Raw genomic sequence first — 14854 nt, 5'->3', positions numbered from 1 at the left:
TGTTCTCCAATGGTGAATCGCAAATGTGATTCCGGTCTGGCGTGCGATATGGACGAAATTTGGGTATTTGGCTACGGTTCGCTGATGTGGAATCCGGGCTTCGAGTTCATGGAGCGGGCAGAGGCTCTGATCTACGGCTACAGGCGTTCGCTCTGCGTCCGTTCCTTTGTCCATCGCGGTACGCGCGACAGTCCGGGCCTGGTTCTCGGCCTCGACAGAGGCGGCGCCTGCCGCGGCATGGCTTTCCGCATTTCCCCGGAAAAATGGGATGAGGTGATCGATTATCTCCGCGCCCGCGAACTGGTTACCAATGTCTACCTGGAGCGCCGAGTGCGGCTGCAGCTTGCGGGAGGCTGCAGGGTGGAGGCGGTTACCTACATTGCTGATCGCGACCATGAGCAATATGCCGGTACGCTCGACGCATTTGAGGCGGCGAGGGTGGTGAGCCAGGCCAAGGGTCAGTCAGGCCCGAATGATGCCTATGTCTTCAACACCGCGATGCATCTGAAGCAGATGGGCATTCGCGACCATTGGCTGGAGCAGGTCGTCGACGAAGTGGAGCGGCTGCGCGCCGCTTGATCCTCACGCGCGTCGCGATTATTATCGCAAAAACCGTTGCGCAGTTTGCGCGACATGCTTCAGGCGGTCGCCGTCTTGAGCCTGCGCAGCTCGGCCAGCCTTTCGACCGCCGTCGGCGGCAGCGGCAGATGCGGATTTGCCTCGACAGTTTCGAGCAGAAGCGCGTCGCTTGCCCGCTCCGACACCTCGATCAGATGGGCGAAAAACGCGTCCGGATCCATTCCCGGCATGATCGGCGGCAGGATCCTCACCTTGAAATGGCCGGGATAACGACGAATGCTGCGCCGCGGCCAGAAGAGACCGGGATGCATGACGATCGGCACTACGGGGATGGCGAGATCACGGTACATGCGGGCGATGCCATACTTATAGACCGGCTCGGCGCCCGGCGGGCGACGGGTGCCCTCAGGATAGATGATCAGCTGGCGGCCGGTCGAAAGCTCCTGTTTCGTGCGCTTCAACACCTCCACCATCACCTTGCCACGGGCGCCGCGATCAACCGGGATCACCCGCTGCTTCTTCGCATACCAGCCGAACAGCGGAATCCACATCAGCTCGCGCTTCAGGATGTAGACCGGGTCCTTCAGCCAGGGCAGCAGCGCATAGGTATCCCAGAAGGACTGGTGCTTCGGCGCCAGGATGTAGCTGCCGTCCGGGAGGTTCTCCAGGCCTTCGATCTCGAAGGTGGTGCCGACGATCACCCGCATCAGCCAGTGGTTGGAGCGTGCCCAATTCTTCGGGATCGCATAGGCGGTCAGGCGCGGCGCGAGGAAATAGTATGGCGAGAGAACGATCATCCGGATGATGAGGTTGGCGTAGAAGATCGTGTTGAAGAGGACGGAACGCAGGGCGATCATGAAACTTTCCCGAGGCATGCTCACGCGACCGGCCTACACGATATTGCTCGGCATAAAAAGCGTTTGATGACGTCCCAGAACAGGATTCAGATTTTAGGCCGGGCCTAAAATCTGAATCCTGCTCTAAATTAAAGAGTTGGAACATGATGTCGTGAGAAAACCGCTCACACTTTTCGGCATCATGCTCTAGCAAAAGCGTCAGTTCTCGCTCGACGCGCTTGCCGAGCGCAGCCCGGTGTGGCGACCGAAGCCGGTGATGTTGCGGGCGCCGGTCAGCAGCACTTTTACATATTCGGCAAGCATGACACGCATCGCATTCGGGTCGGTGAACCAGTTGCGGCTCTTCAAATCCGAATTGACCACGGGATAAGCGATGAACTCGATATCGGGATCGACATAGGAGAGCTCCGCGAGGCTTCGCGGCATGTGGTAGTTGTTGGTGACGATCAAGACGCTGCGGTATCCCTTGGCGTGGATCCAGTTCGAAGCTTCCTCGGCATTGCCGATCGTGTCGATCGCATCGTGGCCGATATCGACACAGCAGGAGAAGAGATCGGCCGAGCCCTGCGTCATCTTGCGGATCTGCGCCGGGGTGGTCGTCGGGTGGACGCCGGAAATGAGCAAACGCTTGCCGGCACCTTTCTGCAGCAGCTCCACGGCCTGATCGATGCGCTGGTAACCCCCTGTCAGCACGACGATCGCATCTGCCTTCGGCTCGGCCGGAGGCTTAAGCGTCGTCACGGAATCGGCGAAACGCAGGAAACCGCCGAACAACAGGGCGATCGCCAGCACGCAGGCAAAGCCGCCCCAACGCAGCAGGCGGCGGATCAGCCCGCGCCGCGGCTGCAAACCCGCCGGGCGGTCAAGCTCGGGGTCCTGATGAATCGGGTTGGGTGTCGTATCTCCCATGGTCATGAATCGTGACTATACGCTGATTGCGGCACGGAACAGACGCTTTCATGGCAAAACGGCATGGTCACGATCAACTCGCGATGCCGTCGGTGCGTGTCGGGTCCGAGCGTAATGTATCGATTTCGTAGATCGTCTGCATGACGGTCAGTCGCGCGGTGATAGTGGTCAGGAGCGCAATGACGATCATCGTTGCGAAGATGCCGGCATAACCGAGCACGCCGACGGAGAAGGTGCCGAAGAGCGCCGTCGCCTGGTCCGTTTCCGGGGTGGCGAGCGTGCGGCTCTGCCAGAAACCGGCGGTGGCGAAGAAGAGGGCGGCAAGGGCGCTGCCGATTGCCGAGCCCTTGAGGCTGATCTTCAGGAAATGCTTCTGGAATTCGGTGGCGACGAAGGAGCTTTCGGCGCCGACGAAATGCAGCACTTCGACGACGTGACGATTGCCCGACAGCGCGCCGCGCGTGGCGAAGACGACGGTGAGCACCATCGCCGTGAAAACCAGCAGCAGGATGCCTGTGCCGATCATGACGGTCGTGTGCGCCATGGACACCAGCCGGTCGACCCAGGTGCGGTGATCGTCGAGGCTTGCCTGCGGGATGCTGTCTTTCAGCAACGCCCGCATCGAATCGAAATCCGGTGGATTGCTCTCGTCGATGGTGATGATGACGAGGCGGGGAACGGGCAGATCCTTGAGATCGAGACCGGGGCCGAGCCAGGGTTCGAGCAGGCGGGCGGTCGCCGCCTCGTCGACGATCTGGCCGCTCTTGGTGCCGACGAAGGTCAGCGCCAGGTCGCGTGCCTGGGTCAGCGCCTTTTCCATGTCGAGATTGTCGTCCGGCTTGATCTGGATGGTGATCTCTCGGGAGATCTGGCTCTCCCAGCTTGCTGCCGTCGAGCGCACCATGCTGACGCCGCCGAGCGTCAGGCAGGCGAGAAAGGCCATGATTGCGATGACCACCATCAACGCGCTGCCCTGGATGTTGGATGGCGGCAGGATCGGCGCGGTCGGACGCACGCGCATTTCCGGTCGTTTCTGCTCAGCCTTACCAGGCGCCTTGTCCGGGTTTCTGGATGGGAGCTCAGTCATAGATATCGAGATGCCCCCCCGAGAGGATCATGCGGCGAGCTTCCACCTGTTCCATCAGCGCCAGGTCATGCGTGGCGATCACAACTGCGGTGCCGAGGCGGTTCAGCTCGAGGAAAAGATTGAGCAAGCGCTTGGCCATCGGCGGGTCGACATTGCCGGTGGGTTCGTCGGCAAGCAGCACCTCCGGCCGGTCCATCAGCGCCCTGGCGATCGCGGCGCGCTGCTTCTCGCCGCCCGAGAGCACGGGCGGCAGCACGTTGATGCGTTCGCCGAGGCCGACCCATTTCAACAGTTCCAGGACGTCGGTCTTGTAGGAGCTCTCATCCTTACCGCGCACGCGTAAGGGCAAAGCGACATTCTCATAGGTTGTCAGATGATCGAGGAGGCGGAAATCCTGGAAGACGATGCCGACGCGGCGGCGCAGCAACGGCAGTTCCGGGCGGGGGATTTCGGAAATGTCGCGCCCGAACATGCGGATCAGGCCGCGCGTCGGCTGCAGCGACATGAACAGCAGCCGCAGCAGCGACGTCTTGCCTGCGCCCGATGGGCCTGTCAGGAACTGAAAGGATTTCTTCGGAATGTCGAAGGTCAGGTCCCGGAGGATTTCCGGGCCCATGCCATAGCGCAAACCGACATTCTCGAAATGGATCAACGTGCAGCTCAGTCTGTTGTGGGTTTCACCGCGTGACTTGTTAACCAACACCGTTAACAGCCGGTAAATTTTGCCGGAAAGACGCCCGTTTGATGGCGATCTTTGCGAAGCATTAACCATTAAAATTTACGACTGAGCGGGATTCGTTTCAATGCCAAGATTTCCCCTGGCAGCGAAACCATGTGGACATCTGCGAGGCAGCCACCATGGAAGCATCCTCCTTCAGTCGCCGGACACCGGGCCAGGCCTATGATTTCCTGCCGCCGGAACCCGCCGCCCGCCAGTACCGTGCGGCGCGTCCTGCCGATATTTCCGACGCCGAATTCGTGACGCTCGGCAAAGTCCGACCGAAGGAATTTACCGCAAGAACCTATAACGACAACCGCAAGCGCGCTGCTGGCGCACACGCAGCACAGCCGCCGCTGACGCCAGTGACTGCAACTGTTCTGCGGGACGTGGAAGCCTTCCTGCAGCGCGCGTCGATGCGGAGCTTCGCAGGGCTGGTGCTGGCGCTCGCCGTGCTGGTCTTCGGGCTTGCGGGCGGCTTTTCCGGCCTTGCCGCCGAGCGGGCCTATTCCGGAGCGCCGCTGCATTTCACCCATGTGACGGTGGCGCCGCGCGACGCGAACGGCATGCGCGTGCTGGTCATCAACGGCATCCTCGAAAATGACAGCGGCACGACGCAGACGGTGCGTCCGATCCGTGCCGATCTCGTGACCGACGAGCGACTGACCGCAAGCATCATCATCAATCCGCCGGCCGATGTCATTTATGGCGGCCAGAGCCGGGGTTTCTCGGCCCGTGTCCAGCATGCCGGCGGAAAACTGCCGGAGGTCCGGCTGTCGTTCCTGCCATAGAGAGCGCTCGAACGTGGATTGGGTGATTTTCCCGCCGCAACGCGCGCCAATCTGGTTAATTTCATGGCGGGTGAGGCTGTTTCACGCTCGCATATGTGCTAACGGCTTACCCTTCTTTTCATGGAGCAAGCCCTTATGCCTGTCGTGCGCGGAAAAAATATCGAGCCGCTCTTTACTGCCGAGCAGATCGCCGAGCGCAATCATTCGATGGCCCGGGAGATCGCCAATGGCCCGACCCAGGACCTGCTTGTCATCGCCGTGCTCAAGGGTTCGTTCATCTTCGCCGCCGACCTGATCCGCGCCCTGCACGATAGCGGGCTTGCACCGGAGGTCGAGTTCATCACGCTGTCGAGTTATGGCATCGGCACGGTTTCGCAGGGCGTGCGCATCGTCAAGGATATCGACAGCGACGTCCATGGCCGCGACGTCCTGTTGATCGACGATATCCTCGAATCCGGCCGGACGCTGCTGTTTGCCAAGGAATTGCTGTTCGAGCGCGGCGCGCGCAACGTCACGATCGCCGTGCTGCTCGATAAGCGCGTCAAGCGCAAGGAAAAGCTGGAGGCCGATTATGTCGGCTTCGAATGCCCTGACTATTTTGTCGTCGGTTACGGCATGGATGTCGCCTATGCCTTTCGCGAACTGCCCTTCGTCGGCGTGGTTACCGGGGACGCCTGAGCGACTTCAAAGTGGTTCGAAAGACGTCCGCCGCTGCCTTGCCGCCCGAGACGGGTTGTTAACCATCTCGTCCATCGCTTCCTGATCTTTACCGATCGAAAAGGAAATCCTGGTGATTTCCGTCGCGGGGCTGACCACGGAGCAATGCACATATGGCAAGAATTCTGATCACGGAAGACGAGGACTCCCTGCGGTCCTTCGTAGCCCGAGCCCTGCGGCTTGATGGCCACGAGACCGATGAGGCGGCCGACGGGGCCGAGGGCCTGGAGAAGCTCAGGGAAGGGGTCTACGATCTGCTGCTTTCAGATATCCGCATGCCCGTGATGGACGGCATCGAACTCGCCCATCAGGCAAAAGACGCCTTTCCCGGCCTGAAGATCCTGCTGATGACCGGCTATGCCGAGCAGCGCGAACGGGCCGACGATCTTGCCGAAAAGATTATCGACGTCGTCGCCAAACCATTCGCGCTTCCCGATATCCGCAAAGCGGTCGCCCGAGCGCTGGTCGCTTAAAGCTCTCTATTTTCATGCATGTCGTCATCCCGGAACAGCTGCACACGTCGTGATGACATGTATCAGAGCATGACGGTGAAAACTGAGTACGGTTTTTGGACGGTATTCCGCTCGTTTTCTTGATGAGATCCGGATTCAAATTTTATGCCGATCCGGCCTAAAATCCCTGCGCCGGTGCGCGTGTCATGTCACGGTGGCGTCAGCTTACTGGATGTCCAGCAACCGTTCGAGATACCGCCGTTCCATTTCCTGCGGCGGATTGTTGCCGAGCTTCTCGCGGATCGCGTCGAGGATTTCTCGGGCGCGCTGAACGTCGATCTCGTCGGGAACCTTCACGCTGTTGTCGCCGAAATCCGGTCCCGGGGGGCGTGGCCGGCCGAGCGGGTCGCGGCCATTTTGGTCGCCGCCCTGGCTCATCTGGCCGTTCGGACCCTGCCCTTGCTGGCCCTGTTGCGCCTGCATCATCTGGTTCATCATGTCGCGGGCGCCCTGGCGAAGTGCTTCGAGCGCGCGGCCCTGGCCTTCGATGGCCGGCTGGCCATGCCCCTGGCCGAGTTCGCGACCGGCGCCTTCCATCTCGCGTTGCGCCTGTCCGAAGCCCGGGCCAGGCTTCATGCCCATCTCGCCGAGGCCCTTCTGCAATTCGCCGAGCTGCCTGCCGAGCGCATCCTGCTGAGCGCGCAGCTGCTTCAATGCCTCGCGCAACTGCTCGGCGGTCATCTGGTCGGAGGGCTGCTGGCCGTCTTTGCCTTGCTGGCCCTGCTGCTGATCCTGCGGTTCGCCGTTTTCTCCGGGGTTCATCTCGTCGAGCAGCGGATCGTTTTCACCCATATCGGGTTCGCCGCGTTGCATGCGGTCCCTGAGCTGCTGATCGAGGCGGAAGGTCTGATCCATCAACTTCTGCTGGTCGCGCAGAATCTCGCCGAGCTTGTCGATCTGCTTTCGGGCCTCGCTGTTTTCCTGGCTCTGTTGGCCGCGCTGCGGGCGGCCGGCCTGCAGATTGTTCATCATCCGCTGCAATTCCGACAGCATCTGCTGGGCGGCGTCACGATTGCCGGAGCGGGCGAGATTCTCGATCTGGTCCATCATCCGTTCCAGATCCTGCTGGCGCAGGATGTTCTGCGCATTCTGGTTCGGCTGCATCGGCGCGTTCTGCATGCGTTGGGCAAGCTCGGTCATATAGTCCTGCATCGCCTTGCGCAGCTCATCCATCAGCTTCTTGATCTCGGCGTCGGGGGCGTTGCGGTCCAATGCGTCGGCAAGCTTCTGCTGGGCTTCGCGCAGCTTGCGCTCGGCAAGCGAAAGATCGCCGTCCTCCATGCCGAGTGCAATCTCCCAGAGATATTGGGCCGTATCCTTGAGTGCATCCTCACCCTTTGCGAGCTTCATGCGCGTCAAAGCGGATTCCAGCAGGAGATAGTTGGTGAGCTTGGGGATGGTCTCCTCGGGACGGATGGTCAGCGCCTCGTTCAGTGCGATCGCCTGCGGCATCTTGCGGGTGTCGAGCGCGAAAACCTGCCGTTCTTCGGCGACGGCGGCGGCAAGCGGCTCGTTGAAGGGCCGCGACGGCAAGGTCATCTCATACGGCGGGCTGCGGCCGGTCTGGCCGGCGCCATCCTTGGCGACGAGCGTCACGCGCACGCGCTTTCCGGCAAGCGGATGTTCGGTCAGGTTGCGGCTGGTCACGCCCTTGGCGTCACGGGCGTTACGGCGGGGAATATCCAGCCGGTATTCCGGCAAGGGATAGAGCGGCGTCGCCGTCGGATCGGTTTCGACGGGAACGATCTCCGCATGCGCCTCCTGGACGCCGTAGTCGTCCTTGACGGTAAAGCCGATTTCAAGCGCGCCGTTGACGCTGGGTTTCGGCATACCGTCGAAAGCAATTTCCGGCGCCTTGTCGGGGAGAACCTCGAAGCTCCAGCGGCGACCGTTGACTTCGAGGGCGCCATTCTCCTCGAGCTTCATCACATGGGTCTGGGCGACGGGAGCCTGGTTGGCCGGGACCTGGCCGGTTGGGACCGTATTCGGCTGTTGACTGCCGGATGCCGCCGCCTGCTGCGGCTTGGTATCCGCCTGCACGGCGATATCCTGCGCCTCGCCGTTTGCCTTGCGGAATACGACCTTTTCGGCTGTCTTGCCGCCGCTGACGCGCACGGTGAGGCCGGAAAACTGCGGAATGCCGATCGACCCCTGCTCGCTGCCGTCAGCGGTCAGATAGACCGGGGCGCGGCCGGTGTAGGAGGGCGGCGTCACCCAGGCGTCGATGCGCACGGCCGGATCGACGGTGACGTGCTCGGGTGCTGCCTGCAACGCGTCACCGATCGAACCGCCGTTGATCGACAGTGAATAGGCAAAGGCGGTGACCAGCAGCAGCGCCGGCACGGCGCGCAGCGCGAAACGGTCATGCACGGCGATATCAGGCCGCGGCAGTCCGGCATCGAGTGCCGCGATCTTTTCGGCCATGCGCGTCTGGTGCTCGCGCCAGAGCGCCCGGGCGAAGGGCGTATCGAAGGCCGGCTCGTCTTCCTGGACGGTGACCGGCTGGTGCGGCAGGCCGTTGCGCTCTTCCAGCATGCGGTCGGCTTCGGCGACCTTCGGCCAGCGCAAAGTGCGGAAGGGCAGGAGCGAGACGACAAAAGCAGCGGCAAAGGCAATCAGCAGCAGGATGCGCAGCCAGTCAGGCACGCTGCGAAAGATGCCGAACCAGGAGACGGAGAGATAGAAGGCGATCACTGCCAGAACCGGCATCAAAGGTGGCAGCAACTGCTCGAAAAACAGCACAACACGCGCCAGCAGGCGTTTTGTCGTCACCAGCCGGGCAAGCGAGGGGCGGAGCGCAAATGCACCTTTCCTCTGCCTTGAGGGGCTTGTCATCGGTCCGGTCTCCGCGATCTGGCGTTCTGAAACAGAGGGCGCTTCCGGCGATTGCAGGGCAATACGCTCATGGCTGACAAGGATAACACTCTTTGTGGCGAAGGCGAGGGCGAGCGACCGGCCATACCGGCTTTTCACGTTAATTCGCCAAAAAGTGATGGCTGGTTAAAGCGCGTCGCGATCTTTCAGATTGCTCCCCACGCTTTAGGTCTTTGTTTTACGCAGTCGTGCGCTGCACACTCTTGCGCGACACGCTTTAGAACAGGGTGATGATAGGCCCACTCGGCCTAAAATCTGAATCCTGTTCTAAATTAAATAGTTAGAGCACGATGTCATGAGAAAACCGTACACACTTTTCGGCATCATGCTTTAATCGAGCCAGGCCGGAACGGAGTCGAGGCTGATCAGTTCGGCATAGGTTCTGCGCGGGCGAATCGTATGGAAATCGCTGCCTCTGACCAGAACTTCGGGCACCAGCAGCCGGCTATTATAAGTGCCGGCCTGGACCGCGCCGTAAGCGCCGGCAGTGCTGACGGCCATCAAGTCGCCGGGCTTCGGCATCGCCATCTCGCGGTCGAGTGCCAAATAATCGCCGGTCTCGCAGACGGGGCCAACGACGTCGGCGCGGATGCGCGGGGCGTTCGCCGCCGAAATCGTCACCGGGCGGATCTCGTGATAGGCCTCGTAGAGCGTCGGGCGGATGAGATCGTTCATCGCGCCATCGACGATGACGAAGGTCTTTTCGCCGCCATCCTTCACATAGAGAACCTCGGTCACCAGGATACCGGCATTGCCGACGATCAGGCGGCCGGGTTCGGTGATGATCTTGCAGTTGAGGCCGCGCAACTGGTTCTTGACTATGGCCGCATAGGCATCCGGCAGCGGCGGCGGATTGTTGTCGTCCTTATAGGGGATGCCGAGACCGCCGCCGATATCGACGTGATCGATGGTGTGGCCGTCGGCGCGCAGCGTCGCGACAAGATCGTGCAACAGCCTGAAGGCGTCGTCGAAGGGCTGCAATTCGGTGATCTGGCTGCCGATGTGCATGTCGATGCCGGTGACCTCGATGCCCGGCAGCTTGGCGGCATGGGCATAGATGGCGCGGGCACGCTCCCAGGAGATGCCGAATTTGTTTTCCTTCTTGCCGGTCGAGATCTTGGAATGGGTTTTTGCATCGACGTCAGGGTTGATGCGGAAGGAGACCGGCGCTTTCGTCCCTGCCTTGATGGCGCGCTGATTGAGGATTTCGAGCTCGGGCTCGGATTCGACGTTGAAACAGTAGATGCCTGCCTCGAGAGCGAAATCCATCTCCTGCGGCGTCTTGCCGACACCCGAAAACATGATGCGGCTGGCGGGAATGTCGGCAGCGAGCGCGCGGCGCAGCTCGCCCTCGGAGACGACGTCGATACCGGCGCCGAGGCGGCCGAGTGTCTTCAGCACCGCCTGGTTCGAGTTCGCCTTCATCGCATAACAAACCATCGAGTCCATGTCCGCGAAGGCTTCCGAAAAGACGCGGTAATGGCGCTCCAGCGTTGCGGTTGAATAGACATAAAAGGGTGTGCCGACCGCCTTGGCGATCTCGGGAACGGGGACGTTCTCGGCATATAGGACGCCGTCGCGGTACTCGAAATGGTTCACGGGCTTGTGCCTTAAAGAAGGGGATCGAGAAGGAAGGGCTTGTCGACGGTTCCCGGCCTTTTCGTCGGCTTGGAAACGTCACCTTCCTTGGTTGCCGCAGCACTCGGCGGATCGAGGTCGCCCTTGCGCCCGCATCCGGCAACGGCAAGGCCGATGACGGCGAGAACCGCCGTCAGGCGGATGAGGTGCGGCAAGCTCTTCTGCATGGATATCCTCTTCGGCGGCATTTGATGGCATCATTCATGGCGGATGATGGAGATCTTCATAGCGAAGTTTATCCGCCTTGTGCACCCTGATTGTTGGACGGTCTTCCCGCGTAGACGACAAGATCGCGGCGGCTTTCGCCGCCTGACATTTCAGTTACGGGCGCGCCAGAAGGCGATCTGCCTGCGTACCTCGGACGGCGCCGTGCCGCCGAAGCTCTTGCGGCTGGCGACCGAGGCCTCGACGGTCAGCACGTCGTAGACCTTGTCGGTGATGTCGGGATGGATCGCCTGCAGGTCGGAGAGCGGAAGTTCGGCAAGGTCGCAGCTCTTGCTTTCGGCAAGTGCGACGGCGCGGCCGGTGACGTGATGGGCATCACGGAAGGGGAGGCCCGCTTCGCGCACCAGCCAGTCGGCAAGATCGGTCGCCGTCGAGTAGCCGGAACCGGCCGCCGCCTTCATGCGCGCGGTGTTGACGGTCATGTCGCGCACCATACCGGTCATGGCGGCAATCGCCAGTTCCAGGCTCTCGGCCGCGTCGAACACCTGTTCCTTGTCTTCCTGCATGTCTTTGGAATAGGCGAGAGGCAGGCCCTTCATGATCGTCAGAAGGGCCACCAGCGAGCCGTTGATGCGGCCGGTCTTGGCGCGCACCAGTTCGGCGGCATCCGGATTCTTCTTCTGCGGCATGATCGAGGAGCCGGTCGAGAAGGCGTCGGAGAGACGGACGAAACCGAATTGCGGGGTCGACCAGATGACGATCTCTTCCGCCAGACGCGAAAGGTGCATACCAGCAATTGCGGCGATCGACAGGAACTCGATGGCGAAGTCGCGGTCGGAGACCGTATCGATGGAGTTGCGGGTCGGCTCGCGGAAACCGAGCGCCTTGGCAGTCATATGGCGGTCGATCGGATAACCGGTGCCGGCAAGGGCTGCCGCGCCGATCGGGCTTTCGTCCAGGTGCTCGATGGCGTGGCGCACGCGCGAGCGGTCACGGCCGAACATTTCGACATAGGCCATGCAGTGATGGCCGAAGGTCACGGGCTGGGCGGTCTGCAGATGGGTGAAGCCCGGCATGACGCTTTCGGCATGTTCCTCGGCGCGGTCGAGGAAGGCGGCGATCAGGCCGGTCAGCATCCGTTCAGTTTTCTCAAGCTCTTCCTTCACCCAGAGGCGGAAGTCGAGCGCTACCTGATCGTTGCGCGAGCGGGCGGTGTGCAGCCGGCCGGCTGCCGGTCCGATCAGCGTCGCCAGGCGCGCTTCGACATTCATATGAATGTCTTCGAGCTGTCGCGAGAATTCGAAATTGCCGCTTTCGATTTCTGACAGGATCGTGTTTAGCCCGTGAACGATCTTGTCCTTATCGTCAGCGGAAATGATCCCCTGATGGGCGAGCATGGTCGCGTGGGCGATCGAGCCGCGGATATCCTGCGCGAATAGCTTCTTGTCGAAACCGATCGAGGCATTTATCTCCTCCATGATCGCGTCCGGGCCGGAAGCGAAGCGCCCGCCCCACATCTGGTTGGAGGATTTGGTTTCGGTTTTGCTCTCGGCCATGGAAGATGCCCGTCCTGGAGAATGAAATGACGACGAGAAAACCCTTCGGCCTGCCGTCCGTAAAATTGATCGCAATCGCCGCCGTTGCAGGCGTTGTTGCCGGTGCGGCAGCGGTATACGTGAAGGAGACGGGGATTGGCAATGGCATCGGCAATACCGCTTCGGCCGAATGCGCGCTGGCTAGGGAACGCGCTGCCAATCTGACGCCGCTGATGAAGGGGCAGGTCGCCGCCATGGTCGCCGCCAACGAACCGCGCAAGCTGACTGCGGTTACATTCAACGGCCCTGACGGCAAGGCGATGACGCTCGATCATTTTACTGGCAAGACTGTGCTTCTCAATCTGTGGGCCACGTGGTGCGTGCCCTGCCGCGAGGAGATGCCGGCGCTGAACGCGCTGGAAAAGGGTATGGGGAGCGACAAGTTCCAGGTCGTACCGGTCAATATCGATACCGGTGACGACGAGAAGCCGAAGGCCTTCCTGAGCGAGATCGGCGTCGATGCGCTGCAGCTTTACCGCGACAATACGATCGGCGTCTTCAATAGCTTAAAGAAGGAAGGTCTCGCTTTCGGCCTGCCGGTGACGCTGCTGCTCGACGACAAGGGCTGCCTGATTTCAGCGATGAACGGCCCGGCTGCCTGGGACAGCGAAGATGCCAAGACGCTGATCAAGGGCGCGATCGGATCCTAAAGCGCGTCGCATCAAATTTGATTCATGCGGCGCGCTTTAGCTCTTTGTTTTGATGCATGTCGTTGCGAATCGCTTACACTTCCGGGCGGCATGCATTAAGGAGCCCGTCAGGAGTCTCCGTCTCCTTTAATGAGGAAGACACCCGCAAGCCCGATGAGCACGCAGCATTGCAGCAGGAACATTGGTGTTTCAGTCGACATGGCGTTCCCTCCCGTTCACGGCAAGAAAGCATTTCGCGGGCGGGCCGTCCATTCGCCCTTTCGGGCGACACCCGCTTAGAACAGGATGATTTTAGGCCCGGTCGGCCTAAAATCATCGTTCTACATTAAAGAGCTAGAGCATGATGTCATAAGTAAACCGCTCACACTTTTCGGCTTCAAGCTCTAGCGCGTCGGGACCGGCACTTCACCCCGATAGTCATAGAAGCCGCGTCCGGACTTGCGTCCGAGCCAGCCCGCCTCGACATATTTCACCAGCAGCGGGCAGGGACGGTATTTCGAGTCCGCCAGGCCGTCGTGCAGCACCTGCATGATCGAAAGGCAGGTGTCGAGGCCGATGAAATCGGCAAGCTGCAGCGGCCCCATCGGATGGTTGGCGCCGAGCTTCATCGCCGTATCGATGGCATCGACCGTGCCGACGCCTTCATAGAGCGTATAGATCGCCTCGTTGATCATCGGCAGCAGGATGCGGTTGACGATGAAGGCCGGGAAATCCTCGGCCACGGTGATGGTCTTTTCCAGCGTGCCGACGAATTCCCTGGCGGCCGAGAAGGTCTTTTCATCGGTCGCGATGCCGCGCACCAGTTCGACCAGCTTCATCACCGGCACCGGGTTCATGAAATGTATGCCCATGAAGCGTTCGGGGCGGTCAGTGGCGGCAGCTAGCCGGGTGATGGAAAGGGAAGAGGTGTTGGTGGCAAGCAGCGCCTCGGGCTTCAGGACCGGACAAACCTGCGCATAGATCTTGCGCTTGACCGTTTCATCCTCGGTGGCGGCCTCGATGACGAGATCGGACGGGGCGAGATCATTGACATCGGACGAGCCTGTGATGAGCGACAAAGTCGACTTGCGTTCCTCTTCGGTCATCTTGCCGTTCGTCACCAGGCGGGCAAGGTTGCCGTTGACGGTGGCAAGGCCGGATTCGATGCGATCCTGGGAGAGATCGTAAATGTGAACCCTGTAACCTGCGGCGGCCGAAACATGCGCGATGCCGCAGCCCATCTGGCCGGCACCGATAATACCAATATTCTTCAACACCGCATTCATCTCCAAACCCCCGCACGGCATTCGCCCCCGCGCTGCCGCATTTTTTAGCAATACTGCCGGACGAAGGATCGCCCGGCAGCAGTAGTAGCCCGATAAAAGATAATTTTCCAGTCATTCGCAAGTGCGAAAGAAAAGCATTTGACGCGTTTAAAGCGCGTTGCGAATCTTTCGATTCGCTTCTCGCGCTTTAGGTCTTCGCTTTACGCATGTCGTTATCCGCAAAACCGCTGCACAGTTTTGCGCGGCATGCGCTCAGAGCGCCTTTTCCAATTCCGGCAGGGCCTCGAACAGGTCGGCGACCAAGCCATAGTCGGCAACCTGGAAGATCGGCGCCTCCTCGTCCTTGTTGATGGCGACGATGACCTTACTATCCTTCATGCCGGCCAGATGCTGGATGGCGCCGGAGATGCCGGCGGCAATGTAAAGATCAGGCGCCACCACCTTGCCGGTCTGGCCGACCTGCCAGTCGTTCGGCGCATAACCGGCATCGACGGCAG

Annotated in this window: 15 protein-coding genes; 5 read left to right on the top strand and 10 right to left on the bottom strand. The window is 61.0% G+C overall.

From position 1 onward, the window contains the following. Positions 1-48: 48 nt before the first annotated feature. Entirely contained in the window at positions 49-579 is a 531-nt protein-coding gene (locus HJB83_RS27500) for a gamma-glutamylcyclotransferase (RefSeq protein ID WP_207581997.1), read from the top strand. A 59-nt stretch (positions 580-638) separates the two neighbouring features. Here HJB83_RS27500 and HJB83_RS27495 read toward each other — a convergent pair whose 3' ends face one another. The 4 genes from HJB83_RS27495 to ftsE all read right to left on the bottom strand — a co-directional run bounded on the left by HJB83_RS27495 (position 639) and on the right by ftsE (position 4084). Continuing rightward, positions 639-1436: a 1-acyl-sn-glycerol-3-phosphate acyltransferase gene (locus HJB83_RS27495; protein WP_207581996.1), complete on the bottom strand. Its 798-nt coding sequence runs from the start codon at positions 1434-1436 to the stop codon at positions 639-641. A gap of 198 nt (positions 1437-1634) precedes the next feature. Next, entirely contained in the window at positions 1635-2351 is a 717-nt protein-coding gene (locus HJB83_RS27490; RefSeq protein ID WP_221131701.1) for a YdcF family protein, read from the bottom strand. A gap of 67 nt (positions 2352-2418) precedes the next feature. Beyond that, positions 2419-3432, bottom strand: a complete 1014-nt coding sequence (locus HJB83_RS27485) for an ABC transporter permease (protein WP_221115544.1) — start codon at positions 3430-3432, stop codon at positions 2419-2421. Further along, positions 3425-4084 (bottom strand): cell division ATP-binding protein FtsE, encoded by a 660-nt coding sequence (ftsE, locus tag HJB83_RS27480; protein WP_003567051.1) that lies wholly within the window; start codon positions 4082-4084, stop codon positions 3425-3427. The genes HJB83_RS27485 and ftsE overlap by 8 nt, the downstream gene beginning before the upstream one ends. Positions 4085-4290: 206 nt before the next feature. Between ftsE and HJB83_RS27475 the strand changes: the two genes are divergently transcribed. The 3 genes from HJB83_RS27475 to HJB83_RS27465 all read left to right on the top strand — a co-directional run bounded on the left by HJB83_RS27475 (position 4291) and on the right by HJB83_RS27465 (position 6131). Next, on the top strand, positions 4291-4941 hold the full coding sequence (locus tag HJB83_RS27475; protein ID WP_221131702.1) for a hypothetical protein: 651 nt from the start codon (positions 4291-4293) through the stop codon (positions 4939-4941). A gap of 135 nt (positions 4942-5076) precedes the next feature. Beyond that, positions 5077-5619 carry a hypoxanthine phosphoribosyltransferase gene (gene hpt / locus HJB83_RS27470; RefSeq protein ID WP_207581992.1) on the top strand — a complete coding sequence of 181 codons (543 nt, stop codon included), beginning with the start codon at positions 5077-5079 and terminating at the stop codon, positions 5617-5619. Positions 5620-5771: 152 nt separating this feature from the next. Then, positions 5772-6131, top strand: coding sequence for a response regulator (locus HJB83_RS27465; RefSeq protein ID WP_003582627.1), 360 nt, complete (start codon positions 5772-5774; stop codon positions 6129-6131). A 204-nt stretch (positions 6132-6335) separates the two neighbouring features. Here the strand turns inward: HJB83_RS27465 and HJB83_RS27460 are convergent, their stop codons facing one another. The 4 genes from HJB83_RS27460 to argH all read right to left on the bottom strand — a co-directional run bounded on the left by HJB83_RS27460 (position 6336) and on the right by argH (position 12403). After that, positions 6336-9005 (bottom strand): TIGR02302 family protein, encoded by a 2670-nt coding sequence (locus tag HJB83_RS27460; RefSeq protein ID WP_221131703.1) that lies wholly within the window; start codon positions 9003-9005, stop codon positions 6336-6338. Between the two features lie 369 nt (positions 9006-9374). Then, positions 9375-10643 carry a diaminopimelate decarboxylase gene (lysA, locus tag HJB83_RS27455; protein ID WP_221131704.1) on the bottom strand — a complete coding sequence of 423 codons (1269 nt, stop codon included), beginning with the start codon at positions 10641-10643 and terminating at the stop codon, positions 9375-9377. Between the two features lie 11 nt (positions 10644-10654). After that, positions 10655-10849 (bottom strand): LPS translocon maturation chaperone LptM, encoded by a 195-nt coding sequence (lptM, locus tag HJB83_RS27450; protein ID WP_221131705.1) that lies wholly within the window; start codon positions 10847-10849, stop codon positions 10655-10657. Positions 10850-10999: 150 nt separating this feature from the next. Further along, positions 11000-12403: an argininosuccinate lyase gene (gene argH / locus HJB83_RS27445; protein ID WP_221115546.1), complete on the bottom strand. Its 1404-nt coding sequence runs from the start codon at positions 12401-12403 to the stop codon at positions 11000-11002. Between the two features lie 26 nt (positions 12404-12429). Between argH and tlpA the strand changes: the two genes are divergently transcribed. After that, positions 12430-13092 (top strand): thiol:disulfide interchange protein TlpA, encoded by a 663-nt coding sequence (gene tlpA, locus HJB83_RS27440; protein WP_207581987.1) that lies wholly within the window; start codon positions 12430-12432, stop codon positions 13090-13092. A 383-nt stretch (positions 13093-13475) separates the two neighbouring features. On the opposite strand, the gene HJB83_RS27435 is transcribed toward tlpA, so the two are convergent. Both HJB83_RS27435 and HJB83_RS27430 read right to left on the bottom strand, forming a co-directional pair. Next, positions 13476-14357, bottom strand: a complete 882-nt coding sequence (locus HJB83_RS27435; RefSeq protein ID WP_207581986.1) for a 3-hydroxybutyryl-CoA dehydrogenase — start codon at positions 14355-14357, stop codon at positions 13476-13478. 252 nt (positions 14358-14609) lie between these two features. Beyond that, on the bottom strand, positions 14610-14854 hold a 245-nt coding region (locus HJB83_RS27430; RefSeq protein ID WP_221131706.1), incomplete at its 5' end, for an electron transfer flavoprotein subunit alpha/FixB family protein.

Source organism: Rhizobium sp. NZLR11 (genome assembly GCF_019685115.1).
Taxonomy (GTDB): domain Bacteria; phylum Pseudomonadota; class Alphaproteobacteria; order Rhizobiales; family Rhizobiaceae; genus Rhizobium.
The sequence above is the reverse complement of the archived record's forward strand: the minus strand, read 5'-3'. Positions and strand labels throughout refer to the sequence as shown.